The 26,297-nt window shown below is 47.0% G+C and carries 25 protein-coding genes; 1 reads left to right on the forward strand and 24 read right to left on the reverse strand.

Annotation, left to right across the window (positions count from 1 at the left end; all coding sequences use genetic code 11):
- Window positions 1-3 precede the first annotated feature (3 nt).
- The 5 genes from HMPREF9469_RS09915 to HMPREF9469_RS34060 are packed head-to-tail and all read right to left on the reverse strand — an operon-like array spanning window position 4 to window position 5,058.
- On the reverse strand, window positions 4-1,041 hold the full coding sequence (locus tag HMPREF9469_RS09915; RefSeq protein WP_007861472.1) for a glycosyltransferase family 2 protein: 1,038 nt from the start codon (window positions 1,039-1,041) through the stop codon (window positions 4-6).
- Window positions 1,042-1,083: 42 nt separating this feature from the next.
- On the reverse strand, window positions 1,084-2,598 hold the full coding sequence (locus tag HMPREF9469_RS09920) for a lipopolysaccharide biosynthesis protein (protein WP_007861473.1): 1,515 nt from the start codon (window positions 2,596-2,598) through the stop codon (window positions 1,084-1,086).
- Window positions 2,595-3,749, reverse strand: coding sequence for a glycosyltransferase family 4 protein (locus HMPREF9469_RS09925; protein ID WP_227884201.1), 1,155 nt, complete (start codon window positions 3,747-3,749; stop codon window positions 2,595-2,597). Before HMPREF9469_RS09925 ends, HMPREF9469_RS09920 begins: the two co-directional genes overlap by 4 nt.
- A 26-nt stretch (window positions 3,750-3,775) precedes the next feature.
- Window positions 3,776-4,972, reverse strand: a complete 1,197-nt coding sequence (locus tag HMPREF9469_RS09930) for a nucleotide sugar dehydrogenase (protein ID WP_007861478.1) — start codon at window positions 4,970-4,972, stop codon at window positions 3,776-3,778.
- On the reverse strand, window positions 4,951-5,058 hold the full coding sequence (locus HMPREF9469_RS34060; protein ID WP_306797695.1) for a hypothetical protein: 108 nt from the start codon (window positions 5,056-5,058) through the stop codon (window positions 4,951-4,953). The genes HMPREF9469_RS09930 and HMPREF9469_RS34060 overlap by 22 nt, the downstream gene beginning before the upstream one ends.
- Here HMPREF9469_RS34060 and HMPREF9469_RS33765 point away from each other — a divergent pair.
- The gene (locus tag HMPREF9469_RS33765; RefSeq protein WP_322746753.1) at window positions 5,032-5,124 is read left to right on the forward strand and encodes a DUF6783 domain-containing protein; all 93 of its coding nucleotides are present in this window, start codon (window positions 5,032-5,034) and stop codon (window positions 5,122-5,124) included. The genes HMPREF9469_RS34060 and HMPREF9469_RS33765 overlap by 27 nt on opposite strands.
- 110 nt (window positions 5,125-5,234) lie before the next feature.
- On the opposite strand, the gene HMPREF9469_RS09935 is transcribed toward HMPREF9469_RS33765, so the two are convergent.
- The 19 genes from HMPREF9469_RS09935 to HMPREF9469_RS10025 all read right to left on the reverse strand — a co-directional run.
- Window positions 5,235-7,481, reverse strand: a complete 2,247-nt coding sequence (locus HMPREF9469_RS09935) for a PspC-like choline-binding domain-containing protein (RefSeq protein ID WP_040415879.1) — start codon at window positions 7,479-7,481, stop codon at window positions 5,235-5,237.
- A 36-nt stretch (window positions 7,482-7,517) separates the two neighbouring features.
- Complete coding sequence (locus HMPREF9469_RS09940) at window positions 7,518-7,964, reverse strand: AfsR/SARP family transcriptional regulator (RefSeq protein WP_007861482.1); 447 nt, start codon at window positions 7,962-7,964, stop codon at window positions 7,518-7,520.
- A gap of 22 nt (window positions 7,965-7,986) precedes the next feature.
- Window positions 7,987-9,417 (reverse strand): phosphoglucosamine mutase, encoded by a 1,431-nt coding sequence (gene glmM / locus HMPREF9469_RS09945; protein ID WP_007861484.1) that lies wholly within the window; start codon window positions 9,415-9,417, stop codon window positions 7,987-7,989.
- A 20-nt stretch (window positions 9,418-9,437) separates the two neighbouring features.
- On the reverse strand, window positions 9,438-10,886 hold the full coding sequence (locus HMPREF9469_RS09950; RefSeq protein WP_007861498.1) for a flippase: 1,449 nt from the start codon (window positions 10,884-10,886) through the stop codon (window positions 9,438-9,440).
- Window positions 10,883-12,382 carry an O-antigen polysaccharide polymerase Wzy family protein gene (locus tag HMPREF9469_RS34065; protein WP_007861500.1) on the reverse strand — a complete coding sequence of 500 codons (1,500 nt, stop codon included), beginning with the start codon at window positions 12,380-12,382 and terminating at the stop codon, window positions 10,883-10,885. The genes HMPREF9469_RS09950 and HMPREF9469_RS34065 overlap by 4 nt, the downstream gene beginning before the upstream one ends.
- Window positions 12,383-12,411: 29 nt before the next feature.
- Complete coding sequence (locus tag HMPREF9469_RS09960; protein WP_007861502.1) at window positions 12,412-13,419, reverse strand: glycosyltransferase family 2 protein; 1,008 nt, start codon at window positions 13,417-13,419, stop codon at window positions 12,412-12,414.
- A gap of 46 nt (window positions 13,420-13,465) precedes the next feature.
- Window positions 13,466-14,320 (reverse strand): fumarate hydratase, encoded by an 855-nt coding sequence (locus HMPREF9469_RS09965; RefSeq protein ID WP_007861504.1) that lies wholly within the window; start codon window positions 14,318-14,320, stop codon window positions 13,466-13,468.
- Between the two features lie 12 nt (window positions 14,321-14,332).
- Window positions 14,333-14,836, reverse strand: a complete 504-nt coding sequence (locus HMPREF9469_RS09970; RefSeq protein WP_007861505.1) for a fumarate hydratase C-terminal domain-containing protein — start codon at window positions 14,834-14,836, stop codon at window positions 14,333-14,335.
- Window positions 14,837-14,851: 15 nt separating this feature from the next.
- Window positions 14,852-16,006: an HpcH/HpaI aldolase/citrate lyase family protein gene (locus tag HMPREF9469_RS09975; protein ID WP_007861506.1), complete on the reverse strand. Its 1,155-nt coding sequence runs from the start codon at window positions 16,004-16,006 to the stop codon at window positions 14,852-14,854.
- 6 nt (window positions 16,007-16,012) lie between these two features.
- The gene (locus HMPREF9469_RS09980) at window positions 16,013-16,906 is read right to left on the reverse strand and encodes a hypothetical protein (RefSeq protein WP_007861507.1); all 894 of its coding nucleotides are present in this window, start codon (window positions 16,904-16,906) and stop codon (window positions 16,013-16,015) included.
- Between the two features lie 2 nt (window positions 16,907-16,908).
- The gene (gene aepY / locus HMPREF9469_RS09985; protein WP_007861508.1) at window positions 16,909-18,063 is read right to left on the reverse strand and encodes a phosphonopyruvate decarboxylase; all 1,155 of its coding nucleotides are present in this window, start codon (window positions 18,061-18,063) and stop codon (window positions 16,909-16,911) included.
- Window positions 18,064-18,077: 14 nt separating this feature from the next.
- Window positions 18,078-19,043 carry an aldo/keto reductase family protein gene (locus HMPREF9469_RS09990; protein ID WP_007861509.1) on the reverse strand — a complete coding sequence of 322 codons (966 nt, stop codon included), beginning with the start codon at window positions 19,041-19,043 and terminating at the stop codon, window positions 18,078-18,080.
- Between the two features lie 21 nt (window positions 19,044-19,064).
- Window positions 19,065-20,429, reverse strand: a complete 1,365-nt coding sequence (locus tag HMPREF9469_RS09995; protein ID WP_007861510.1) for an MmgE/PrpD family protein — start codon at window positions 20,427-20,429, stop codon at window positions 19,065-19,067.
- Between the two features lie 19 nt (window positions 20,430-20,448).
- Window positions 20,449-21,756 carry an ATP-grasp domain-containing protein gene (locus HMPREF9469_RS10000; protein ID WP_007861511.1) on the reverse strand — a complete coding sequence of 436 codons (1,308 nt, stop codon included), beginning with the start codon at window positions 21,754-21,756 and terminating at the stop codon, window positions 20,449-20,451.
- Between the two features lie 14 nt (window positions 21,757-21,770).
- The gene (locus tag HMPREF9469_RS10005; protein WP_007861512.1) at window positions 21,771-22,970 is read right to left on the reverse strand and encodes an ATP-grasp domain-containing protein; all 1,200 of its coding nucleotides are present in this window, start codon (window positions 22,968-22,970) and stop codon (window positions 21,771-21,773) included.
- A complete protein-coding gene (locus HMPREF9469_RS10010; RefSeq protein ID WP_007861513.1) occupies window positions 22,967-23,608 on the reverse strand; it encodes a sugar transferase in 642 nt (213 codons plus the stop codon). Before HMPREF9469_RS10010 ends, HMPREF9469_RS10005 begins: the two co-directional genes overlap by 4 nt.
- Before the next feature lie 25 nt (window positions 23,609-23,633).
- Window positions 23,634-24,878: a DegT/DnrJ/EryC1/StrS family aminotransferase gene (locus tag HMPREF9469_RS10015; protein WP_007861515.1), complete on the reverse strand. Its 1,245-nt coding sequence runs from the start codon at window positions 24,876-24,878 to the stop codon at window positions 23,634-23,636.
- Between the two features lie 17 nt (window positions 24,879-24,895).
- Window positions 24,896-25,408 carry an antiterminator LoaP gene (gene loaP, locus HMPREF9469_RS10020; RefSeq protein WP_007861517.1) on the reverse strand — a complete coding sequence of 171 codons (513 nt, stop codon included), beginning with the start codon at window positions 25,406-25,408 and terminating at the stop codon, window positions 24,896-24,898.
- Window positions 25,409-25,696: 288 nt separating this feature from the next.
- A partial coding sequence (locus HMPREF9469_RS10025) for a polysaccharide biosynthesis protein (protein WP_007861524.1) occupies window positions 25,697-26,297 on the reverse strand: 601 nt, incomplete at its 5' end.

The raw sequence follows: 26,297 nt of genomic DNA on the forward strand, positions 1-26,297 counted from the left end.
TGATCACCTGGTCCCATTGTACGCTTTCCAAAAACACTGCAGCAGGAAAAAAGACGGCAGATTATAGGTCAGGAATAATATGACCCCGTATCGTCCGCTCTTTTTCCATATATGTCTATAACTGTGCTTTCCCAGATATTGGGCATAGGCCGTGTGCTTGACCAGCCGGTTCCACTGTACCAGCTTCTGCACCCTGGCGCCTGTCCATCCGGGATTAAAATAATATAAGCGCAGGATCTCGCAGTAATTCCTGGTCATCTTATATTCAAACGCCTGCTTCCATTCCCCGGGTTTTCCCTGTATGTATCGGTACAGCGCCTCATTAAACGCCAGTATATGATCCTGGATCCCAGGGTTATACCGGTTGCAGACAGAGGAGGGGTTTTGCCGGTAGTGGTAAAACACCCGGTCCAATACCCCCATGCGCGGGGCTGCTTCCAGGGTCTGAAGATTAAACATGGTGTCCTCCATCCTGCGCAGGTCAGGCGGGAACATCAGATGCCCTTTTCCCAGGAAATCCGCCCTGTAAAACTGGGTGCACACCGAACCAAAGGAGCAGGGCAGGCTGCAGTATGAAGGATCCATAAGTCCCAGACAGATGGTATCTATGACCTCCGGGCCCAGATCCCGGTACTCTGACCAGCCGTATCCATAGGAAATGGACTCCTGTCCGTATTCCTCCTGATACGCAACGCAGAGAATATCCAGCTGATGCTGCTCCAATTGCTCCGCCGCGCTTTTAAGCGTATCCGTCTGGATCCAGTCATCGGGATCCACAAAATACAGCCATTCCCCTGACGCCCTGCAGATTCCCTGGTTCCTTGCCTCGGAAACGCCCCTGTTCTCCTGGTGCACCACCACGACCCGCGGATCCCTCCGCCCGTACTCATCACATATCCTGCCGATATCCGTGGTGGACCCGTCATCAATGAGGATCACCTCATATCTTCCCCTGTAATCCTGTCCCAATATGGATTCCATGCACTGGTGGAAATAGGCTGGTTCCGTGTTATACACAGGAACCACAATGGAAAATTTCATTGTTTTCTCCCTTTTGTACAGACGGCTTCTGAGCCGTTTTCCTTACGTATTCTTCTGAAACATTCCGGCTGCCAGATCCCTGCAATAGCGGAACTCTTCCATTTTATGGAAACATACAACGGACAATATCACCGAGACACTCCCCGCCACCGCAAAGTAAACGCCCAGCCTTCCATAGGGGGATGCCAGGGTAATCCTGTCACAGAGCATTTTGCAGACCCGGACCGAAGACAGGCCCGCTGCGGAAATCTTTACCATAAGCCCTTGATAATAGGCCGGATCCATGTAGAAGAACTCCCGGTAGAGCAGCCTGGTCTTTAAAATGATCTGGACGACAAGGGTGCACGTGGTCCCCAGCATAATTCCCAGAATCCCCCATCTCAGCCCCAGCGCCACGGAGACGATCAGGTTTATGCTGCTTCCGGCAATGGATATGTTTTTATCCTTGGAAAATAATCCTGACACCAGCATCATCCGCCACAGCGGCTCCCTGACCACATAGTAAAAAAAGTTCACCACAAAGGAGTATTTCAGGATATCGTCCATAAGATACTCCCTTCCAAACAGGATCTCCACAAAGGGATCCGACATGCACATGATGCAGGATGCGCAAAATGATGTGACCATAAAAATAATGAACGTCATTCGGCACAGGACCTGGTGGCACCGCTCCCTGGTCTCAGACACTGCCAGGTTCCCAATGCTTCCCGCCGCCGCATCGGGGATCAGGAGCAGTATCCTCCTTACATTGGAAATGATCAGGGAATAGTTGGAATAGAGTCCAACCTGCAAGGTCCCCACCAAAACGGAGATCAGGATATTGTCCGTGGAATTGGTGATCTTGCCTGATAATGTCCCGATAAACAGCTGCCTGATATGGAAGAATATCTTCTTCTGCTCCTCCTTTGGAAGTTTCCGTGCCTCTTTTAAAAAAGGATACTGCCGGTCCGCAATATGGGCGATGGCAATGTTATTGGCCACCGTGACGATCCCGTCAGACAACAGGTAGGCGATAAAATTTTGTGTGAGGATCAAAATCCCCAGGTTGGAGGCCACGGTAATAAACCGAAAGACTGTATTGGTCATGGATATCAGATACATTTTCTGGTCCGCGTCCAGAAGCGTCCTCTTATAGGAGAAAAAATAGGAGCTGACTGTTTTCAGCAAAAATATCACATACACCAGCCTCAAATATCTGACATTAAACGCCGCATCCTTGATCAGCCAAGGTACAAAGGGCAGGAAGACCAGGCCGGAGATCAGGATCACTCCTGCGATCATCCGGTATGCGCTCCTGTAAAACCACATCAGCTGTACCACCTTTTTCCTGTCATGTTCAGCCAGGGGCCGGTACAGATGATAAGTGATGGCAGAACCCACCCCCAGCTCCGCGAGGGACAAAACAGCGATCACTTCCGTAAATAACCCGTTCAGGCTCACTGCTGAAAGTCCCAGGATACGGACCAGCGCGGTTCTGGTGACCATGCTCAGCAGCACGGTAAAGATTATGTTGACCTCACCATAAAATAGATTGCGGATACTTTTTTCAGTTCTCATATTTGTGCTGTGGTTTTCTTTCTTACATTTTCGTAGACTTGCAAAAGTTCCTGTACTGCGGTATCCCAGCTGTAACGCTCCCTTACAAAGGACATCTGCCCTTCCCGGTCATGGAGATCCTCATCTTCGCCCAATATGGATTCCAGGCAGGAGCCCAGCACGGGGACATTCCCTTTTGGAAAATACCTGGCATATCCTCCGGCAGTCTCCACGTTCTCCTCTATGTCGCTGACCAGGCACCTGGCTCCGCAGCTCATGGCCTCCAGCAGGCTGATGGACATGCCCTCAATATCACTGGGAAGCACATAGACCCGGCAATTGGACATAAGCTCCTCCAGCACACGGCCCTGGACAAAATCCGTGAACAGGATTCTCTCATCCCCCTCTGCCATGCGGCGTATCCGGTTTACATAATCATTGTTTTTTGTAAGTTCACCCGCTATGACCAGGCGGGTTTGGGTGTTCATGTTTTTATATGCTTCCAGCAGGTAGTGCAGGCCCTTTTCCGGTACCAGCCTTGACAGAAAAAGGATATAGGTGTTTCTCTTAAGGCCCCACCTGCGCCCGATCTCCTCCGGCTCCCGGCAGGGTATCATCTCCACCCCGTTAGGTATATAGACGGACTCCCTTCCATATGTATCCATAAAGTAGCGCTGGTTCCCACGGGACAGCACCACCAGGGCATTGGAGTAACGGGCCGCATTTTTCTCCCCCCACAAAAGGTAACGGGTGGCAAACCTTCCCCATTTGGCCCTCTGCCAGTCCAGCCCATGTATGGTTGCCACCACGGGGATTCCCAGCAGTCTGGGCAGGAAGGTCATGGCGCCGGGCCCTTCCGCATGAAAATGCAGCACATCATACCCTCCGAACACAGCACGTATGGCAGCCAGTACGGAGTAGACAAATGCATTCAGGGACGGATGGGACAGGGTGGGGATCCGGATCAGGCGGATCCCCCTGTACTCCCTGGGAGCCCGGTCCTCCTTCCTTCTAAAATCCTGCCACCGGTTGTAACAGTCCACCTGATGTCCCATGGCTGCCAGGCGCAGGGCTGTCTCTTCCACCGCAATCTCGATCCCGCCCTCCCTGGAGGGAACCCGTTTATGTCCGATCATTCCAATCTTCATGCCCATCCCTGCCTTTATCCTCATCTTTATCTTTCTTAATCCGTAACTATTCAGTCACACAGGAACAGATCCCTGGTATATACCTTGTCCCTTACATCCTCCAGCTGCCTGTCATACCGGTTTGCCAGGATCACATCCGATCTCTGTTTAAACTCCTCCAGATCAGAGATGATCTCCATGCCTAAAAATGCTCCGGCTTTCAATGCGGGTTCATAGATAACCATCTTAACGCCCTTTTTTTCCAGCCGCCGCATAATCCCCAGGATGGAGGAATGGCGGAAGTTGTCCGAATCCGCCTTCATGGTCAGGCGGTAGATCCCTGCAACCTTTGGGGATCTGCTTAACACCTGTCCTGCAATAAAGTCCTTCCTGGTCTGGTTGGCCTGTACAATGGCTGTCATAATACAGTTGGGAATGCCCCCATAATTGGCCAGCAGCTGCCTTGTGTCCTTGGGCAGACAGTATCCCCCATATCCAAAGGAGGGATTGTTGTAATGGGTGCCGATCCTTGGATCCAGGCACACGCCCTCTATTATGTTCCTGGTGTTTAACCCGTACACCTCCGCATAGGTATCCAGCTCATTAAAAAAAGCCACCCTCATGGCCAGATATGTGTTGGAAAACAGCTTAACGGCCTCCGCCTCGGTTGCATCCATGTAGCGGACAGGGACATCCTCCTTCAGGGCCGCCCCCTTTAGAAGGCCGGCAAACAGGCGGGCCTTCTCCATCTGGACAGGGTCCCCTGTATCCAGCCCCAGGATGATCCTTGAGGGATACAGGTTGTCATAAAGAGCCCTGCCTTCCCTTAGAAACTCCGGGGAAAACAGGATGCATCCGTCCGGGTACCTGGAACTGATCTCCTTTGTAAACCCCAGGGGAACCGTGGATCTTATGACAATGCAGGCGTCCGGCTGGATCCTTAATGCCGCTTCCACCACGGCTTCCACAGAGGATGTGTCAAAATAGTTCTGCTCCGCGTCATAGTCAGTGGGCGTTGCAATGATCACAAAATCCGCATCCCCATACGCTGCCCTGATATCTGTTGTGGCTGACAGCATCAGGCCTTTTTCACCCAGGCGGGATTCCAGCTGCGGGTCCGCGATCGGCGACCGCCCCCTATTGACCTTATCCACCTTTTCAGGCTGTATATCCACTGCGCATACAGGATTGTCCCGTGCAAGCAGCGCGGCATTGGACAGCCCCACATATCCCATGCCGGCCACCGCTATCTTTTGCTGTTTTTCCATCCGACCTTCCTCCTTGCCGTATTGGAGCGTGTTAAAGATTGCTCTTTGCACGCTCTAGAGTGTGTTTGAAAATTGCTTTCTGGCAGCTGTGCGTCACAGTTTGTGGGGGATTTGGGCTAAATGAAGGCGGCGTAGCGGGCTACGCTAACTGAATTTGGCCCAAATAACCCGCGAAATGGGGCGTGCTTTGTCCTAAGGGGTACCGGGCAGAGCCTGGGGGATTCCTTAGGGCAGATGACGGGAATGAATTTACAAACACGCTCTAGTAGGAGACCACAGCCTCCGGTTCCAGGATCTCCGCCACCTCGTTGGAACCATAGCTTACTATCTTTCCTCCTGAGCCAAGGGTCCACCTCTGGTCATTTCCGTCCGTCACCTTTGTATTCTTCATGATCTTCCCGCTGGAATTGATCAGGCGCTTTCCTTCCCCGGGTATATCAAATACCTCGTACTTTGCAGCGGAGTCCGCCTTTTGAAGTTTTCCCTTGTAGTAAAAGCTTCCGTCTTTTATACCCGTGATCCCTTTTCCCTTCAGGTCAAAATAATACCGGGACCGGGAGGAATCCATGCCATCGTCCACCATTGTTTTTCCAATAACGCATTTCCTGTCCCCCTCCGGCGCTCCGCAATAATAAAACTCGCCCTTCACCTCAACCAACCCGTATTGGGCGGCTCCATACATGTCAAATACGTAGTAGCTGTCGTGGATCTTTTCCACGGCGTAGCCGTCTTCCGGCCCGCATATGGGTTTCCCCGACCGGTCAAAGTAGTACCATTCCTTTTGCCCCGCGCTTCCAAGGTCGGGCGGCCCCTCCAGCTTTAACCATGTCCCGGCTGCCTTTTCTCCCTCTGTAAACGCCTGATCCCCCTCTGATTCCGGCTGGTAAAAATAGCGGTATCCCTTTATCTGCGGTGTTGTGCCGCTTAGCTTCACCCACCCCAGATGCATGATCCCCTTTTCATCAAAGCAATAGGTCACCCCATCCACCTTGACTTCCTTTTTCCAGCCTGAGGAACGTTTTTTATTCCCCGTGGACCGGTTAAAATAAAAATAGGCGTACTGTCCGTGCTCCTGCACATAATCCAGCACGTAGGACTGATCCAGCCAGCTGTCCGGGATCTTCAGCCACTGCCATCCCGCGGCCCTGGCGCCGTCCTCCCCGCAGTAGTAATAGGAATCCTCGTCATCATCACGGTCAGCCTCCTTTGTCAGCCAACCCGTACGCATCACGCCGGAAGAATTAAAACAGTAGGATTGCCCATCAATCTTATACCAGCCTTCACTGCGTACATATCCATCGCTGCCCGCGTAGTACCAGTTATTGTACTCCGAATTTCTGGAATCCAGGCCGCTCATGACAAACCACCGGTCCTGGTACAGGAACCCCTCCTCCCCGATGTAGCGTCTCCTGCCATCCTCGTCATTCATCCACCGCTTCCGGTAATTATAGCCGTTGGAATCAAAATAGTATTTCCTTCCCTCCAGTTCCTTAAAACCGCCTTTGAGCACCGCACCCGATTCTAAGGCATAGTACCAGCTCTCGGACACGGCACCGGTGCTGCTGTTGGTATTCTCAATCTTAAACCAGCCATCCTCCTGAAGGACTCCATTTTCATCCAGATAATACCGTTCCCCGTTTCCGTCCGTGTACCAGCGCTTTCTGTAATTCAGGCCGTTGGTGTCAAAAAAGTACCAGTTTCCGTCCATCTCTCTCCAGCCGTTGCGCCAGAGCACGCCGTTGGAGCCGCCGTAATACCAGTTGGTATATTCCTGTCCATTGCCCCCCGTGCCGGAAATGGAGAACCAGCCGCTTTGGCGGGCTCCGTTTTTATCCGCATAATACCGGTCATCGCCCAGGTTAAACCATCGGTTGCGGTAGGCTATGCCGTAGGTATCAAAATAGCAGGTCATGCCTTCCACTTCATGCCACCCGTCCCTTAAAAGGGAGCCGTCCCCGGTCACGTAATACCAGTTGCTGTAGGGGTTCCCCCTGCTGTCCACTTTGTCAATGGAAAACCAGCCCGGGGCCTTCCTGGCCCCTTCCTCATCCACGTAATACCGCTTGTCCTCCAGATTAAAGAATGCCTTTCTGGGAGAATTGCCCCACTCATAGAAATAGTAGTCCTTTCCTCCCAGCTCATACCATCCGTTTCTCAGAATGATTCCGTCATTTCCCGCGTAGTACCAGCTGGTGACAGGGGAGGCTGAGGGCAGCGATGGCTTGGATACAAGGCTGAACCACTCATTTTCATACCTGGAACCGTCTGCGCGCACACGGTACCGGGCTTCTCCCACATTGACCCAGCGGTCCGCAGCGATCCGGCCGTTGTCCCCCACATAGCGCATGGTTCCGTCCGGCCAGAGAACCCATTGGTTCACCAGTTTTTTATCGTGTTCCACATAGACCCACTCCTGGGCCGAGTCCTGCTGCCAGCCATCCGCTGCCTTTGCAGGGATAGCCGGCATGATCAAAACCGCGGCAGCAAATGCAGCTGTCCCGATGATCATTTTTATGTATCCCATTTTTCTCCCCCTCCCGGCTTCTTATCCCTCTCTGTATTTCCCATATATCACATCCAGATAGGGAACCGTATCAGAAGCCCATGGATATTGCGGCATATAGCTTCCGGTGTAAGCGGACAAATACTTCCTGTCCCCTTTCATAAATTCATATACATCGCATGTAAATAACCCTGGATCGATCAGATAAACTCCCCGTCTGTGGATCACCAGCTCCTCACACCCATGTTCCTTCAGGATCCTGCACAGGCGGTGAGCCACCACCCTTATATTCTGCTTGGCCGTATCCTCCGGCGTCTCTTCATACAAAAGGTATGCCAGCTGTGCCAGGGAGGCGCTGCCTCCCCTCTTATGCACCAGGATCGCCAGAAGCTCCTTGGCCCTGCTGCTGGAAAAGTAGATAGCCCTGCCATTGATCCATACATCAAACCCGTTAAAGGTCTGTATGAAAATATCTTCTGTTTCCGGCATTTCCCGTTCTCCTCTTTTCCCCTTAAGACAGCACATCCTGATGGCCTTTATCCACCATCACCCGTATGATCCGGTCCACATATTCCCTGCACTTGTGCCCGTCCCGGGCCTCCACCATTACACGCATGACAGGTTCCGTACCGCTTTCCCTTACCAGGACGCGCCCCTCTGTTCCCAGTTCCTGTTCCACGCGGTTCACCGCATCCTGCACATCCCGGTCCTCCCTGGCCGCCTGTTTGTCCTTTACACGGATATTCTCAAGGACCTGAGGATAGATATGGACCGGCTCCGCAAGCCTGCTAAGGGGCTGCTTTTTCTCCAGGATCACCTCCATCATCTTGATGGCTGTGAGAATACCGTCCCCTGTGGTTGCATATTTCCGGAAAATAATATGGCCCGACTGCTCACCGCCGATGCGGTAACCGTTTAAGGCCATGTTTTCATACACGTATTTATCTCCCACCGCTGTTTTCTCATACTCAATGCCCGCTTCATCCAGGGCTTTATACAGGCCGAAGTTGGACATGACCGTGGTGACGATCTTATTCCCAGCCAGCTTCCCCCGCTCTTTCATATAGCGGCCATAGATGTAGAGGATCAGGTCCCCGTCAACCAGATTTCCCTTCTCATCCACACAAAGGCACCTGTCCGCATCTCCGTCAAAAGCAAAGCCCACATCCAGTTTCTTTTCCTTCACAAATCGGATCAGGCCCTTCATATGGGTGGAACCGCAGCCTGTGTTAATGTTCAGTCCGTCCGGTTCATTGTTGATCACATAGGTGGATGCCCCCAGGGCGTCAAACACGCTTTTAGCGATCATCCATGCGCTCCCGTTGGCACAGTCCAGTCCCACCTTCATGTTCTTATAGGAGCGGGTGGCCAGGGAAATGAGATAGCCCGTGTACCGGTTCCGGCCCGAGGCATGATCCACGGTGCGGCCGATCCGCTCCCTGACCGCTAGGGGTATCTCCCCGGAAATGCCGTCCAGGTATGCTTCAACCTGAAGGATCGTGTCTTCATCCATCTTCTCCCCCTGGGCGTTGATGAGCTTAATGCCGTTGTCATAATAGGGATTGTGGCTGGCCGAGATCATAACACCGCAGTCAAATCCTTCCGTCCGGGCCACATATGAGACACTGGGGGTTGTGGTCACATGGAGAAGATAGGCGTCCGCGCCGGACGCTGTAAGCCCCGCTGCCAGGGCATACTCAAACATATAGGAAGAACGCCGGGTGTCTTTTCCGATGACAACCCGGCATGTCTTATGTTCCCTGTCCACTTGTTCCCTGTCCACTTGTTCCCTGTCTCCTTGTTCCCTGTCTCCTTCTTCCCTGCCATCATGTTCCCTGCCATAGTACCAGCCCAGGAACCGGCCGATCTTGTATGCGTGCTCCACTGTCAGTGTTTTGTTGGCTTCGCCGCGGAAGCCATCGGTGCCGAAGTATTTGGCCATGAGTTTTTTTCTCTCCTTAATTACATAATATGGGAATACATTTTATATACAAAATTTAATACAACACGGTTTCGGAAAACAATCAGCGATATACCGTAGCCCAGTACTGATGCAAACACACTAAGAATCAGAGTCCATGCAGCAGAAAGGTTAAGTCTCTGAATAGATACACAGATAACTGAAATAACCATACACCCAAGAATCACTGTAATCATATTGTTCCTTATCCCGTAATTTAACTTTATGATCCGTAAGCCGTAAAAAGAGCAGATGATCATCATGATCGCCTCTGCTATAACCGTTGAAAAGGCAACTGCATTTTCCTTCCATATTGGTATTAAGAAAAAATTGATTACAATATTTGCGATTGCACTGATAACAGTTGCAGCTAAAACAACCTTTTCTTTTTTGGCAGGGATCAAAACGCATTGGTTAAAAATCCAGCCAAATATGCAGAATATAAGGGCTATGCTTAACAGGCGCAGCGAACTGACAGCCCTTATATAGGCAGAACTAGAAATCAGAAGCACAATCTCTTTACTCAGTATAAACAAACCTACCACCGCGGGCAGAACAAGCATTGTCAGTATATTAAAAATCTGCGTTAATGTTTTCCGGTATTCCCTCATACGTCTTTGTCCCATCAGCAGTGCCAGCCTGGGAATTGAGACAATCAGGATTGCGGACAACATCTGCTTAACAATTCTGTATATCTTAGATGAAACCGAATAAATACCCACCTCATAATCAGATGCCATAAATCCCAACATTGTGGTATCTGAATTTACATAAATAGAAGTTGCTGCCAATGATGCAAATATGACTAATATGGGAGCCAAATGCCTCCCCCAGTTACAATGCAGGGTCAGCCTTATATCACAGTAACGCCTAGCACGTATGAAGTTCAGGATATTCGATCCGGCATTGGCAAAAACAGTAATGGCTGCATACACAATATAGTCATCCGGCGCTTTCACAAATAGAAGAAGCAGTACAATGGAAATAACTTTAAACAGGATACTCCTGACCGTAATATAGGCGTATTCCTCAAATATGGAATAGATCCATTCAGTTCCCAGTGTTGTGAAGATAATTTCAATACTGAACACCAGAATAATCACCATATAACCCCGGAACTTGGGCACAACAAAAATACAGGCAAACAAAAGCACATACGCCACCAGGGTGGACACCATATTAATTGAAAATATTTCACTGGCAAACCTATCGAATTTTCTCCCGTTATCCCGGAATTTTGTTCCTTCTCTTATGGCATAAGTAGAGATTCCCAGGGCCGCCAAAAGCAGAAAATAATTGTTCACCGAGGCGGCAAAATTATATTTCCCAATATTCTCCACTTGGAGTACTTTTGATACATACGGAAATGTGATCAGGGGGAACAGCATATTGAGCAGGGTCCGTATTCCATTTAATACCGCGTTGATTCCTAATGATTTCTTTTTGCTCATCGACCCCTTTGCTCCCTTTCTGCTATCCATCCTCCATCTCGCTGTATTCTCCTGGCATTGTTCGTACTCCGTCTCCGATGATTCAATGTAACAAATATATATATCAGTACAATGGGTCCCCAATAGCTGAAATATAGGAACCGTCCAAAAAATGCGTCAAAGGTTGCACGTGGCGCCTTAAACAACTCATTTACCATAAAAAAACCAATTGCAGTCAGCCAGATATTGCGTTGGGATGAGGCATTCCTCAAAAGCTTGCACAATAGAAATCCATATAACACATTACCTAAAAACACACCCATATACCCAAAATCCACATATAGTTCTTCAATGTAGCACGACCCATACCCCATACCGGCCAAATAGATGGAGGCATTGGCATTATATGATACAAAATCCGCCAAATACGTTCCATAGGATGCAGTACTTTTAGACTGTTTTCCGAACTGAAACGACAGATCCAGATCCAAAAATTTGTCAATAATGTTTCCCTGTAACCATTGCATTGTATTATACAAAGAATAATGAGCTTCCGGGTTAAGGCGGTCCTTAAACAGTTCTGTGTATTTTATCACATTGATCGAGGTCCCCTGCCGTATAAAGAATCCTGCTACCGGTGAATATTGAGATGCGGTTCCAACTGAATACTCTGATCTCACATATTCAAATATATACATGGATCCCAGTAAAACTGGAACTGCAATACAAATACCGATAATTGTTTTTTTGCTGATCCATGGTTCCTCTTCCGGACAGATAACATTTCTAAACATCATATATGCAAAAACAAACAATAAACCCGTCATAAAATGTATCCGCCTGCCTGTCCCCAATGACAGCAGGGAATACAAAATATACATGATAAGCGGCAGCCTTGCTTCCTTTTTTCCGGGCATCGCAGCCAGAAAAATGTATAATGCTACAGGAGCCATATATCCGATTTCCCGTATAAGAGCAGGTATTCTGCTTGAGTATGAAAGATAATAACTGGCATAGCCATACTGTACAACATAGAGGATTGTATCCAATAAAGTCAAGATCCACAGCAGATATGTTGCATAGAAATACAGTTTACTAATATACCGAATACTTTTACAATAACTGGTGTTGTAGGCAACCCGGGCTTTTCCCGATTTATTTTTGCTGCAGTGGTTCGTGATTATATATCCTGAGAGCAGGCCGATCAGACTGATTAACAGCACTATATCTGCATGCATCTCTATTTCATTTGAAAAGTTATAACCGTATACGTGCATGAACTTATTGATAACCTGGCCGCACAGCAAAAAGGTGAACAGGCACAATAAGAAACAAAACAAAAAAATGTTATCATAAAAGGATCGCACAGCATATAAGATACCGCCCGCAAATACAATACAGGGCAAAATGATCAGCAGGGAGTACTTTTCTGCTGCCAATATGTATAAGCCAAAAAGAGAAAACAACAGGAACAAAAACATAAATATTTTAAAGTCTTTTTCATTTACTTTGAGCATATATCCCTCCGCCTGACCTGTGCAGGAAATTATACATTATGTTTATAGTATTTAATTAAATACCGGCCAAACACCAGGAAATATACTCTGGTCCTCATCAAAATATAATATGTTCCAAACTGTCTGATTCCTTCACTTAACGGCATTTTTTTAATCACAGAATTCAAAAGACGATCTTTGGTTATCTCCGTTATCTCTCTTTTAAACACTTTTTTATCCCTATACCTGCTGGAATTATTCAGCGCAATTAAAGATCGCTGAATAAGCATAATATCTAACCGGGCCCTTATATCGCTCTGTTCCGGAAGCTTCTCCTTTAACCCCAGATAGATTTCCTTCACCGACTTCCAATATTCCTTAACATATCGATGTGTGATAGATTCATTGACCTCCATATAATGGTATAAGGGTTGATCGGTAAGCAAATACAGTCTGTTAATACGAAAATGAAGCTGAACATAAAAGTAATAGTCTTCGCTTCGTACCATGCCCGCCGGATAACGCATCTTAGGATGCTCCAAAACGCTGCGCAGAACCATGCGCACCCAGGAATACGGTGGAATTCTTGTGTCAGACACATCACTGATCAGATCGATCCCAATCTTCCTGGCATGCTCTCCCTCATATAAACCAGGATCATACGCAAATTTATGTTCACAGACATTCCCTGACAATTCCTGATAATATCCGCAGATCACCATCTCCGCCCGGTTAGCCTCTGCTGCATGGACCATGGCTTCGATCATTGTTGTTTCTGCATAGTCATCTGCATCAATAAAGGCGATGTATTTGCCTGTGGCATTATCGATACCTGTATTGCGTGCGGAAGCAGGCCCCGCATTCTTCTGGGTGATCAAGCATATCTCCTGCCATTTACGTCCGAATTCCTCACAGATTGCCTGACTGTTATCCGTGGACCCATCATTTACTAGAATGATCTCCCTGTCCAGATAAGTCTGTCCCACAATACTCTCTAAACACCGGACCAGTGTCTTTTCCGCATTATAAACGGGTACGATTATTGATACTTTTGCCATAAATTTCCTTTCCCACTGCTATGATACCGACAGATTCCATGTCTCTCTATAATTCTACCGCCGCAATTCTTGGCTCAAAACAGCAGCATGGTCTCATACAGACTATCCTTACACCGCTGGCTCTCTGTGGTCCAACTTTCATAAATGTAGCCAAAACCGTTGTCTTTCCGCCAAGTCCCAGTGGACCGATCCCGGCAGCATTAACCCTGTCGGTTATCTCCTTCTCCATGCTGCTTTGCCTGTCATAGGTTCCATCTACAAGGGCCTGAAGCATCAGGGACGCCGCCTCATAATGGGAGCGCCCCACGCCCACTGCAATGGTACATGGTGTACAACCAAGCAAAGCCGTAGAATCTGTGGCCCAGGACACAATCTCGTCCAGTACAGTCTGAACACTATGCTTGTGAAATACTCGGTAAGTCTTTGCCCTGATCGCGGGTCCGCCTCCAAACATCATCACATGAAGCCTTATCACATCTTCTTCAATTGTTCTTATGAGAATCGGGGCTGATTTTAGGGCCCCTGGATCCTCCTCCATGCCCAATGCCTGGCTGATCCGGTCGCAGTCATCACCTCTTACAGCCATCGGGCGGCCAGGCAAAGTTCTTAATCCCTGTTTCACGCCTTCCTCAATAGACTCCATTATGCGGCCGGTTACTGCTCTGTCAGGTCCTATTTCCAAAAGCAGGTGAGGTATACCTGTATCATCACATAATGGACTGGCATTCTTTTCAGCAATCAGGGCGTTCTGAAGGATCATCTCCATTGTCCACTTTGCCTGTTCATTTGTCTCTCTCTGGACCGCCCTCTCATATGCTGCCATTTTATCGGGAAGAAAGGCTGAACCGGCACGGACAAGTGTTTTGCATACCTTATTTACAATTATTTCATCATAATCCATACCTAATCTCCCTTAATAGATACTCTTATCATGTGCAGCGCCGATCATTGCCGGATACTCTTTTACTACCAGTTCATAAAAAGCCTCCATCCCCAGTTCCGGAAATGCAGCCAATCTGCAGGATACCATGTTTTCACCAAGCAGCGCTGTAACCGGAGGTATAACCGCGTACACACTGTTAAACCGGTTCAAAGCTGCAACCGTATTCTTTCCAATTGCACCCTTTCCCAAATGGATCTTAACTCCTGCTTTTGACAATGCGGGAAAACTTTCCTCAATTTCAAGTTTATTGCTTGAGGTAGGACCTACCCCTGCAGGACTCACTGCCGTGTGGAAGATTACGCTTCCCTGCAGATCAATGCCATATTGACCCAGGGCATTCTTCTCAATCAGTCTGCAAATTTTAGGAAGCACCGCATCTCTGCCGCAGTAAATCCTCCCGGTAATCAAAATCATGTCACCTGTATGTAATTGGGCTGCTGCCTCTTCTGATATTGGTGTTGTCAGTGTTTTCATTCTGTTCTCCTTTTGTCAAGCTTCAGACTGGGGAGAGAAGAGTTTAATGTAGCTGTTTTCATTTTCAATAACGCCATAGGCACGGGATTTCATATAAATTTTGGTTGCCCAATTGGTATGTGGTTTTACCTCATTCATCTTATTTCCGCTCTCTCCCTTAAATACCCCGCTCCCGCCACTTTGGAGGATATTTACAGCATCCTGGTACTCCTCCTTTGTTACGGCCTGCATGGCATTTACATATTTAATATGGGTGGGATGGATCACTGTCCTTCCAACAAAGCCGTTCGCCTTATCAATAATGACTTCCCTTAACAATCCATCTATCTCCGTATTGACAATCGGTATCCTCTTGAGCAGGCAGTCCTCAATATCATAGCTTGGCAGTTCCTCAAACATCATCTGTTTGCTGGCACGGAAATATTCCCACACCGGGCCGGAAATAACATAGTTATTATTTCGTCCAAACACATTGATAATATCGGATAAGATTTCACGGACCGTCAAAATATCATAGATTGAATAATCTACACCTCTGCGCACACCAAAACAGGATGAAAAATCCGTGGCTCCTACACGTACCTGTAGAACAAGTTCTCTATATTTATCAAGGATTTCTTTTATACCCATAAGTTCTGTTATCCGGTTTTCCTTAAATGCAACCTCTGGGTCCTCAATAATCGGCATTCCATAAAGAATCTCTCCGAATTTTTCATTGAGCTGCTTTAGATAGAACATATATACATTTCCATTGTGGGCATTAAATTTGGGGAAATTGATACCTGTCAGGGCTTTCACATGATGCTTTGTCAATTGCCCTGCAAAACGGATGAACTGCTCCTGACTCCTGACACGGCAGAAAATAAGCGGCAGATCATCATAAGTCAGGGAACCGTTGTCAAGCGCGGTTGCAAGTACATCCAGAACATGGATCACATTCTTTTCCGCTTCCTCAACCCTTCCCTCCGGGCAGGCATCTTCAAAACAGAACACCATGGAGGTAAGGCCCGGCAGCTGGTGATCCAGTATTTTCTGTGAAAAATCTTTTGTCCCGGGCATGTACATAGTAGCCCCAAGACAATACTGCAGGACCTCTCTGTCTGTGTATTTATTAAATTCTTCTGGTTGTTTTACAAACTTAAAATCCGGATTATATTTATGATGTCTCATCTTTTGTCACCTAATAGAACCTTTCTCTGAGCTAATTGCCTCTGGGTAATATGTATCGATCATTCTTTTCACAAGAGATACCTGTTTTGCGCGTTTTTTCGCATCATCCGCCGAGGATTCCCAACTGTGGGTCTGTGCAACAGAACCTCCGGTTTTCAAATAAATCGGGGCAGCTACACGTATCATTTCCGGCACTTCATAATGACGGATGAATCCGCCTGTAGATTTGGGATTTTCCGTGTGGATGTCAATGGGAATGTCAATTGCCTGCCGCATGGAAGCCAGCATCTGAAGCTGGATATCCCGGACCGGATTAATGGAATCAGCTCCGATCAGCTCTAGAAGCTTTGCGGAGCACGGATTTCCATGCCCGGCATGTGCGGATATCTTAAAGCGGCAATCGGTTGGGATCTCTCTGGATTTTCTCATTTCATTAAGAAGCCACAGGCAGCCCTCATCATATACAAGAAATGAACGGCAGCCAAATGCTGCTGCTCTCTTTACATCCTCCACTGCCCGGACCACCTGCTCCTGGCCGCGAAGACGGTATCCCATCCGTACGCCTTCCGGAGTGTTGACTGATGCACTGGTATCTGTAGTAGCCCGCGGTCCTATTGCAAGGATCAAATCTGTCTGCGCCTGCTTGGACAACCGTACCATTTCCATGATCTCTTGGTCCGTAAGCATCATAATTCCCTTGGTCTGCGTGACACGGTGCAGGGCTATACCGTACTGGTCCATTGCTTCCAAAAGGGCCTCCATAACCTTCGGCCCCTGAATACCCGGAACCTCAAAACGATACTGAGCTCCATCAGCAAAACGTTTTTCCGATGTGGGCAGATGATAAGCATCCCCTTCCGGCATTCCTATTGATTTCAAAAAAGCTCTTGTCTTCTGCACGATCAATCCCTCCGTATGTCAATTTTTTTTGTTTGTAATTCTTCCATTAATTCTGCAATCAGCCCCTGATGTGATATTTTTAAAGGCGGAAGATTGTTTTTCAATCCTTTGTGGATTCTCACATCAATAAAAGAAGTTTTCTGCTGTGAAGACAGTATTCTCAATGCATTTACCAGTTCTTCCTTATCCTCGGCCGGATGCCCCATTGTCAGATATCCGGATCCTTCCGCAATCCGGGTAAAGTCCACCAAATGTCCTGCGGAGGGCTGTCCTCCCACAGACTCATGGGCGCCATTATTAAGAATGATATGCATCATATTGGGCACATCGATTTTTCCAGCCATGGAAAATGCTCCCATGTGCATAAGAGCAGCAGAATCTCCATCCAGGCAGATCACCCTGCGGTTTTTATGGGCAAGTGCAATTCCCAATGCAACAGAGGATGCATGCCCCATGGACCCAACATTCAAAAAATCATATCCATGTCCTTCCCCTCTGCGCTCTCTTAAGAAATAAAGTTCTCTGGTCGCTCTTCCTGTGGTAGCTGTATAGATAGTATCTGCCGGCATTGTATCAAGAATTATTTCAATTGCGTCCTCCCTGCTTAACGGATATCTTGAATCTGTCATATTTGACTTCTTCTCACCTGCAAATACACCCTTTCTTCCAATGATCGCAACTGGATTACAGCTGTTTTTTGCAGTTTCGACCGCCCATCTTGTCTGTTCCTCCAGCCTGTCATCATCGTCTTCCGCGATCACATAAGGGATATCCAGCATTTCTAATGTCTTTACTGTTATTTCCCCTTGCATTTGATGCTGAGGATGGTCACCGCTTCCCGGTTCTCCGCGCCATCCGATCAAAAGCACCATCGGTACACGGTACACATGCCTGTCCGCCAGTGAGATGATTGGATTCAGGGCATTTCCCATCCCTGAATTCTGCATATATACCAGCGCCATGGTATTAGTACTGAAATAATAGCCGGAAGCAATTCCCACAGCATTCCCCTCATTGGCAGCAATCACATGTTTATTATTCGGAACATTCCCCAACAGATAATTACAGAATCCATTCAGGTAAGAATCCGGAACTCCTGTAAAAAACTCAACCCCTTCTGATTGCAGCACGTTTAAAAATCTTGCCGGATTAATCATTTTTCGCCTCCACTTTATTTCTTCGGTTCATAATATTTAAAATATTCCGGTGCATCCACTCTGCTGATTTCCCAGGCATGATTGACCGCCTCCACAACATCATCCGGTAGTTTTCCTCCGGCCGCTGCCTGCATATTCTGTTCCAGCTGTGTCAGCCTCGATGCCCCCACAATGACCGCATCCCCTCTTTCTGCTTTCAGCATGGAGTGATGCACAAGCCATCTGTAGGCCGCCTCCGCAGCGTCCATGCAGTAAGAGGCACATATCTCTTTGATTTTATCTACCGCATCAAAATAGGAATCCTTCCAGTACCGCTGCTGGTAATTGGGCCTGTTGATAAAACGGCCTTCTTTTATTGTTCTGTCTTTACCTGAATATTTACTGGTTAGCATACCGCCTGCCAAAGGATTATAGGCATAGAATCTCATCCCATAATAACTAAGGGCCTGGTCCAACTCGCGTTCGGCAAAACGGCTGAGAGGATTATACAAACCTTCATAAACCCCGGGCAGCATCCACCCATGCATTTTACAGATATTGTAAACTTCAGACACCATCCATGCCGGAAAATTGCTCAGTCCTAATTCACCGAACTTTCCTTCATCGTACAACTGGGCGCAGCCCTCCAATGCGGATTCCACCGGCGTGTCGGGATCAGGAAAATGGAGATAAAGAGTGTCCACCTTGTCAAGTCCCAATCTGTCCAGTGATGTATTCAGTTGGGTGAGCACCGCGTATTTATCCAGTCTCCCGGTTACCCTTGGATTTACCTTGGTTGACAATTTGAACGCGCCCCGCTCTCTCCCTTTTAGCACCGCACCGAGAATCCGTTCACACTCCCCATTGTTATAAACATAGGCGGTATCCAATTCCCGGTATCCGTATGAAAGAAAACGATCCACCATCTCTGCTGCATTTTCCCCAAAGACCTGCTCACCAAATGTCATGGTCCCGAGAACCAGATTTACACATGACGGCATATTTTTATTCCTCCGTTCTCATTAAAGATACTGATATAATCTATCCATACATCCGTCCATCTTTTTGATGAATTCAAGCATTTCTGCTGACTCCTCCCTTTTTTTCCCTCCGTATACCGCTAATTCTATAAATCGTTCTGTAAACTCCTTTTCAGTCATCGGATTTTCAGGTTCTCCCTTAGGGAAATCCACGCGTTCCATAAACTCCTGACCTGACTTAGTTGTCAGCGTGAGAACTGCCGCTGTGACTGCCGGAAACTGGGCAGTCAGTTCATCATCTGATTCTACAGACACCTTTGATGTCAAGTCTAAGATCGTCCTATTTTTCACCTGCTCCATTGTATATTCTGAAAGGCCAGCCTTTCCATAGATCAAGCCTACCGCAATTCCATAAGGAATACTCATTTTAGCAGAAGAAACTCCTGAAATATCTGTATGGTCATGTTTATTGACAGCCCAATAATAGGTTTTGACATGGATGGCCGAAACCTCTGATGCAATAATTCTATATTTTTCTCTCAGGGTAATAGCTGCCTCAATTGCAGGATGGCAATATCGGCAAGCCGCATATGGTTTTGTATATGTTTTTTCTATAGCATAAGTTCCATTTAGATGAGGCTGCTTAAAATCAACCAATGCTTCTCCTGTCATCATTTTCAGATATCCCCGGCCCCCGCCAAGAGGATCTGAATGACCTAAAAACCCCATTCTGGCCATCTGTATGGATATCAAACCGAGCAAGGCACTTTTTGCAACATTATATGGTTTTAATTCAGAATGGTCGTCCAATACGCTTAACATTCCGGTTGCAGAGACACATGCAATTGAAAAAGCATTTTGGGCCTGCTCCTCAGTAAAATCCAGCATATATGCTACAGCAAGGGAAATACCAAGGACTCCGCAGGTTCCTGTTGCGTGATATCCCAGCTCTTTATGTGTCGGCTGAATGGATGCTGCCATTGTAAATGATGTTTCGTACCCAATTACCGCCGCTTCCAAAAACTTTGTACTGTCAACTTTATACTTTTGGGCTAACGGCAATAATACAGAAAAAATAGGAGAGCCCAAATGGATAATACCTGTGTTGGTACCGTCATCAAAATCTAATGCATGCCCATTCAGACCATTAAAAAAGACAGCATCCTTCAAATTCATTCCCTGATCCATGCCAATAGCCTTTATTTCACCGGGTTCTAGCTGTTCCTGTTGTACATATCTTTCGATCTTATCCCTCATTACCGTTGCTCCGGCAAGGGTCACACCTATATAATCAGCCAATGATAATCTCGCCTTATCAAGTACAGATTGTGGAATATCCTTTCTGAACAACTCCATGATTCCATGTAAAAAAATTGCTGTACTTGTTTTTGATGTTGTATCATTCATCCGTCTGCTTTTCCTTTCCCTACCATCCGCATCTTCCCATATCAAATTTCATGGAATACATATCCTGCCCCAGCGTATTCCTCACAAGCAGTTTGCTCTGGATCATCTGTACGGCGGTCTTCATGTCTTCCCTATTAAAGGCTTTCAGGGTAAACCGTCCAAAGTGCTGTCCCAAGGTTCCCATAACCTCGGGACCAATGGTGTCCCCTGATTTGTAATATTGAAGAAAATCCACAATGCATTCCATTTTCATGATTTCATCAAGTCCTTCAATAGAGCCTATGGTTCCGCTGTCCAGAGGGATCATCAATTGTGCCATAACAATGTCCTCATAATCTAACCGAATTTTTTTTATTTCTTCCGGTCTGACCATTGTTCCGCCAAGTGCATAGCGAAGCATCATTTTCATATCATTGATTCCCATAAGCGGTTCCGTGATCTTATAGATCATTCCACCACTAAGCCGGTACCCCATCTCATGGCAGTATATTTTCCCTTTATAGGGAATGGACTGTATAAATGCCACTCCATTTTTTAATCCCATGTCCTCAAACATATTCCGGACATTTGGGTCCAGGTCATGGAGAAATGCCTCCGTGTGTTTGGAGGGAAAGCAGGTAAATGCACTGATCAGATATTTCTTATTAACTGGATCGGCAATATATGTATCAAAGGTCAGATACGGATCATAAGCACCCTCATCCAAAATATAACGGAAGCTGAATATCTCACCTCCATTATCAATATATTGCTCTATTACGGCATGCCTGGACACTGATGCAGCCAGAGCCGCTTCATAAGCCCTTGTCACCTCTTCCCTGTTATTACATATGGATATTCCTTTGGAACTGCATCCGTCCACAGGTTTAACAATAAGAGGATACTCAACCCCGTGATCCTGCCCGTCTCTCGTAAACCTGTCAATGGAATATTCTTGTGCTGTGGGAACTTTATTTTTAATGCAGTATTCCTTAAATATTTTCTTATTGGAACATAGTTCCCACTGTTTTGGTGATGCATAACAGGGAAGTCCTGACTGATCACAAAGCTCTATTAAATTTTTTAGATTAAATTCACTTGGGCCGCAGAACGCCCCATCTATTTTTTTATCTTTCACAAGCTGTATCAGTCCCGGTATGTCATCCGTACTAACCATAGCTGCCTCATCTGCAATTTGTTTGGAAATCCTCTGGCTCACATCCGCCTCATCTGTAACAATAACATATGCACCCATTGTCCGCGCCAGCCTGACCAGATCCAGTGATGCAGATGTTCCGCCTAACACCAGCAGACGTTTGTCCCGAAATTCCTGATTATCAATCTCCATTTGCTTTACCGCCATTATCCATTCTCGCTCTGTTCTTCTACCGTAATAGTGATCCCCTCTATTGCACGCTCACAGCATCGTACTGCAGATTCTGCATTATCTGCCTGGGATATTACATATCCAATGCGGTCCACACTGCTGCCAATTTCTCCTATCACATCTCCTGGTTTCTTAATCAAGGTAATCTGATAAATTCCATATAGTTTCTTTGCATCTTCTATACCGGATACTTTCTTTATTTTCCCAGGCCGAGCCTTAAAATACCGAATTGCAGAGCCCTTCTCGTATACCGGCCCAATATCAGGCTTTTCCCCAAGAGAGATCCTGATTGCAAGTTCCACCATATCGATTCCGGTAGACAGTGGAACAAGGTGAGTAGTTATACAATCTCCTCCCATTCTGGCTCCCAGTTCAATGAGCCTGGGACCCGCCTCAGTCAGCATGATCTCCACATGAGCCGGACCGTTATAGATTCCCAGGGACTTGACTGCTCTGACCGCAAGGTCCTTAATAGAATCAACAGCTTTCTTTCCCAGACAGCTTGGCTGGCTGTGCCCCATCTCCACAAAGTGGGGAGCCCCGGTTGTCAGTTTGTCTGTTACCTGAAGGATATGTATGTCTCCTTCCAATGCCATGACCTCAACGCTAACTTCACTTCCCTGCAGATACTCCTCAATAATGACTCCGCCCCTGCGCCCATTTGCAAAGCTGTACCGAACCGCTTCCTTTAACTCCTCTCTGCATTTGATCAGCATAACACCTCTGCTTCCGGCATTGTCCACCGGCTTGCTGATACAGGGATATATTATATTATCTGCCACATGCTCCAGGTCCCTTATGTCTGTCAAGATAAAGTACCAGGGATGCTCCACTCCCGCAGCTTCAAAAGCTTTGATCATCTCGCCCTTATCCGTGGCCTTGATTGCCGTATCGTAGGATATTCCTACAAGTCCCAACCGCTGAGAAGCATACGCCACAGAACGCATTGGCATATCCGTAGCCAATGTCATGATACCATCAGCTTCCATTTCTTTTGCCGCCTGATAGATCCCCTCTTCATCAATGGTGCTGATATTAAAATACCGATCCGCATAGGGAATTCCCACTGCTGTGGGATCAAAATCCGCAACTCCCACATATAGTCCCATCTTCTTTGCCGTTTCAATGGCTGGAAGCTGTAATATAGAGGCACCAATTATTAACAATCGTTTCATTTATGTATGGTCTCCTTTTCATTGCCGCCATGACCCACGGCATTCTCTCTGGAAACATAAATATTCTCTCGCATTAGTACGGACATCACTGTTTTAAACAGTATCTTCATATCCAGCACAAAAGATATATGATTCACGTAATACAGATCATATTTAAATTTGTCCTCCTGTGAAATTGAGTTTCGATAATACGCCTGCGCGTACCCTGTTATGCCGGGACGTACATCATACCGTCTTTTTCTTTCTTCTTCCACTTCATCAAATGGTTTTGTTGCCAATGTAGGCCTTGGTCCCACAAAACTCATATCTCCCAATAAAACATTTAACAGCTGCGGCATTTCATCAATTGAGGTTTTTCTCATGAATCTGCCAATCTTTGTCACTCGTGGATCTCGATCCCCATTAAAGGTGGATCCATCAGAATTTCTGATATCCGGCGAATTTACATACATGGATCGAAACTTAAACATTTTAAAGGGAACTCCATCTTTCCCTCTCCTCTTTCCGTTATAAAAAACCGGTCCTGGATCCGATAAATATATGAACGGTGCCATTATGATAATCAAAAGCAGAACAAATGGCATTACCATCAGCGCAAGCAGAAAATCCAGCCAGCGTTTTATATGTTTTTTGTACATAGTATATTCCTGTCCTTTTACAGCCTTATTCCAGCAGTTCTTTGCATACCGCCTTAACGCATTCAATCACATATTCTACATCCTCTTCTCCCAGGCAAGTGTGCAGAGGCAGGGTCACTTCATTCTGGAATTGGTTACATGCATTCGGATAATCCTTACAGTCAAACCCAAGTAACCTGTATCCTGTGTGCATGGGCAGCGGCTTATAATGGACATTAGCCGAAATTCCTAATCCAGCTAATTTGGTTATAAAGTCATTCCTGACCTCATTTTCTACAGCAGCTCCATTCTTATGGAACAGCCTTATGATATACAAGTGCCCTGAACTGGAATATTCCTCTGTGTAATGTTTCTCTACCTTTACCGGAAGGCTTTTAAATGCGCGGTCATACTGCTCGATGATAGATTTCCTGCGGTCGAGTATGGCATCATATCGTCTTATTTGCCCCAGCCCGATGGCTGCATGTACATCTGTCATATTACATTTATACCAGGGAGCGACTATATCATATTCCCACGAGCCCGGCTTTGTCTTTGAAAGGGCATCCTTACTTTGTCCGTGAAGGCTTATCAGCATATACTGATGGTACAGTTCCTCGTTATCAACTCCCGGGATATCCCGCCATGTAACCGCCCCGCCTTCAGCTGTGGTCAGATTTTTCACAGCATGAAAACTGTAATTTATAAAGTCCGGATAACAGGCAGTAGGTCTTCCTTTATAGATGGAACCAAATGAATGAGCACCATCTGCCATAACGATCACGCGGCCGATTGCCTTTACAATAGGGTTGGCAGAAGGAGTAAAAAGCGGTCTTTTCTTCTCCACAATTTCCATGATACGCTCATAGTCCGCCGGTATGCCAAACAAGTCCACCGGAACAATTACTTTAGTCCTCTCCGTAACAGCGGCCTCCAATTTGTCATAATCCACTGTAAAGCGTCCGGGTTCACAGTCAATAAGTACCAAATCTGCACCTACATGTTCCACCACAGAGGCGGAAGCCGTATATGTATACGCCGGGACGATCACCTCATCACCGGGACCAATACCAAGAATACGAAGGGTCATTTCAGCACAGGCAGTATTGGAGTTCAGACAGACTGCCTTTGACGTCCCGCTGCGCTGCGCAACAAGCCGCTCCAATTCTTTTGTTTTAGGCCCTGTTGTGATCCACCCGGATTTTAGTGCATCCACCACCTCATTGATTTCAGCGTCTGTGATATCAGGCGGGCTGAAAGGTATACTTCTGTAATCTTTAATTTTTCCCACAACATTCATTCTCCTTCTTATTCCTTATGTACAATTTCCAGTCCTAATTTCACATCCATTAACCTGCCGAACATCTCCACCCTCACCATTGCCAGACGCTTATGTCTGTCAATATAAGTAATCTCCCCACTCAGCTTTGTCAACGGACCGGATGTGATAATCACCGTATCTCCTTCAATAACTCCCTGGGACATTCCCGACTGGTGGCCTTCTCCTCCTATATGCAGAAGAAGCGACTTTTCTTCCTGACTTATAGGAATAAAGTCAACTCCATTCCCTAGAATTTTTGCAAAACCCGATAACTTCTTTAACTCCCAAAACAGTTTCTCCACCTGCCCTGTAACCATAAAAACATATCCAGGGAATAGAATATGATGTTCTACATGCCATTTTCCCTGATAACGCTTCATGCGTTCACAGTACGGAATAAAGCATTCTTTCAACACAGCTCTGTCTGCAATTTTTTGGCTTAACAGTACCACAGTTCTTTCCCTGCCAGTTCTTACCTGCACTGCATACCAATCTTCCACTACTGTCTCCTCCACTTGTCCTATATATACTCCGGGAGAATATACCTTTCAAAAGGGCATGCTCCGCCATCCCATGGACAAGACCTGCCGCCTTACGTTTCTCCAAAGGATCCGGCAATCTTTCCATAGAAAAAGGCTTACCCTAAGTGGACAAGGGGACACACGGCTTTGCGCCACAGATTTGCGCTTCTGCGGCATGTGTCCCCTTGTCCACTGAGAGTAACAATATAACAGGTATGACCTCAGAATGCGGCAAAGCGACAATTCTGCTTTCATACCCTTTTCATCCTACTTTAATCCCAATTGATACATTGCAACCTTCTTATGCCCGGTCAACCGGTCTGCGTTCAAAGCCACAACACCGGATTCCCGACCCGCTGCAGCCTCTGCGGCAGCAAGATCTGAGTCCATACCCTTGTAATGGTATTCCGGCACCAGTTCATGTACCAGCTGGCGTACGTTTCCTGTCTCGCTTTTGGCAGCCTCCCCCAAACGGTAAAGCGCCCGCTCAAACCTGTCATAATCCATTTCTATGGGCTTTCCTATGAAAATGCGCTCATTCTCCGTCTTCTGGAGACCTTCTTCATCCATGAGCAGCTCCTCATACAGTTTTTCCCCGGGTCTGAGTCCGGTAAAGCAGATATCAATGTCCTTGTACGGCTCATAGCCGGACAAACGGATCAGGTTCTCGGCCATGTCCAGAATCCGGACCGGATTTCCCATGTTCAGGACAAATATTTCCCCGCCCTTTGCATAGGCTCCTGCCTGTATCACCAGGCTGACCGCCTCCGGTATGGTCATAAAGTACCGTATGATATCCTTATGTGTCACAGTTACCGGTCCGCCGCTTTCAATCTGTCTTTTAAACAGCGGGATGACACTTCCGTTG

Origin of the sequence: [Clostridium] citroniae WAL-17108 (assembly GCF_000233455.1) — a bacterium.
In the GTDB taxonomy this organism is placed as follows: Bacteria; Bacillota; Clostridia; order Lachnospirales; family Lachnospiraceae; genus Enterocloster; species Enterocloster citroniae.

Bases quoted from the DNA above. Each gene is read 5' to 3' on its own strand.
- HMPREF9469_RS09950 (WP_007861498.1), bottom strand. From the start codon at position 10,886: ATGAGCAAAAAGAAATCATTAGGAATCAACGCGGTATTAAATGGAATA.
- HMPREF9469_RS09995 (WP_007861510.1), bottom strand. From the start codon at position 20,429: ATGAATGATACAACATCAAAAACAAGTACAGCAATTTTTTTACATGGA.
- HMPREF9469_RS09930 (WP_007861478.1), bottom strand. From the start codon at position 4,972: ATGGAAAAACAGCAAAAGATAGCGGTGGCCGGCATGGGATATGTGGGG.
- aepY (WP_007861508.1), bottom strand. From the start codon at position 18,063: ATGATTAATCCGGCAAGATTTTTAAACGTGCTGCAATCAGAAGGGGTT.
- HMPREF9469_RS09970 (WP_007861505.1), bottom strand. From the start codon at position 14,836: ATGAAAACACTGACAACACCAATATCAGAAGAGGCAGCAGCCCAATTA.
- HMPREF9469_RS09935 (WP_040415879.1), bottom strand. From the start codon at position 7,481: ATGATCATCGGGACAGCTGCATTTGCTGCCGCGGTTTTGATCATGCCG.
- HMPREF9469_RS09975 (WP_007861506.1), bottom strand. From the start codon at position 16,006: ATGAGACATCATAAATATAATCCGGATTTTAAGTTTGTAAAACAACCA.
- HMPREF9469_RS09965 (WP_007861504.1), bottom strand. From the start codon at position 14,320: ATGGATTATGATGAAATAATTGTAAATAAGGTATGCAAAACACTTGTC.
- HMPREF9469_RS09990 (WP_007861509.1), bottom strand. From the start codon at position 19,043: ATGCCGTCATGTGTAAATCTGGTTCTCGGGACCATGACATTTGGTGAG.
- HMPREF9469_RS09960 (WP_007861502.1), bottom strand. From the start codon at position 13,419: ATGGCAAAAGTATCAATAATCGTACCCGTTTATAATGCGGAAAAGACA.
- HMPREF9469_RS09920 (WP_007861473.1), bottom strand. From the start codon at position 2,598: ATGAGAACTGAAAAAAGTATCCGCAATCTATTTTATGGTGAGGTCAAC.
- HMPREF9469_RS10010 (WP_007861513.1), bottom strand. From the start codon at position 23,608: ATGTACAAAAAACATATAAAACGCTGGCTGGATTTTCTGCTTGCGCTG.
- glmM (WP_007861484.1), bottom strand. From the start codon at position 9,417: ATGGCCAAATACTTCGGCACCGATGGCTTCCGCGGCGAAGCCAACAAA.
- HMPREF9469_RS10000 (WP_007861511.1), bottom strand. From the start codon at position 21,756: ATGGAGATTGATAATCAGGAATTTCGGGACAAACGTCTGCTGGTGTTA.
- HMPREF9469_RS09925 (WP_227884201.1), bottom strand. From the start codon at position 3,749: ATGAGGATAAAGGCAGGGATGGGCATGAAGATTGGAATGATCGGACAT.
- HMPREF9469_RS09940 (WP_007861482.1), bottom strand. From the start codon at position 7,964: ATGCCGGAAACAGAAGATATTTTCATACAGACCTTTAACGGGTTTGAT.
- HMPREF9469_RS34065 (WP_007861500.1), bottom strand. From the start codon at position 12,382: ATGCTCAAAGTAAATGAAAAAGACTTTAAAATATTTATGTTTTTGTTC.
- HMPREF9469_RS10005 (WP_007861512.1), bottom strand. From the start codon at position 22,970: ATGAAACGATTGTTAATAATTGGTGCCTCTATATTACAGCTTCCAGCC.
- HMPREF9469_RS09915 (WP_007861472.1), bottom strand. From the start codon at position 1,041: ATGAAATTTTCCATTGTGGTTCCTGTGTATAACACGGAACCAGCCTAT.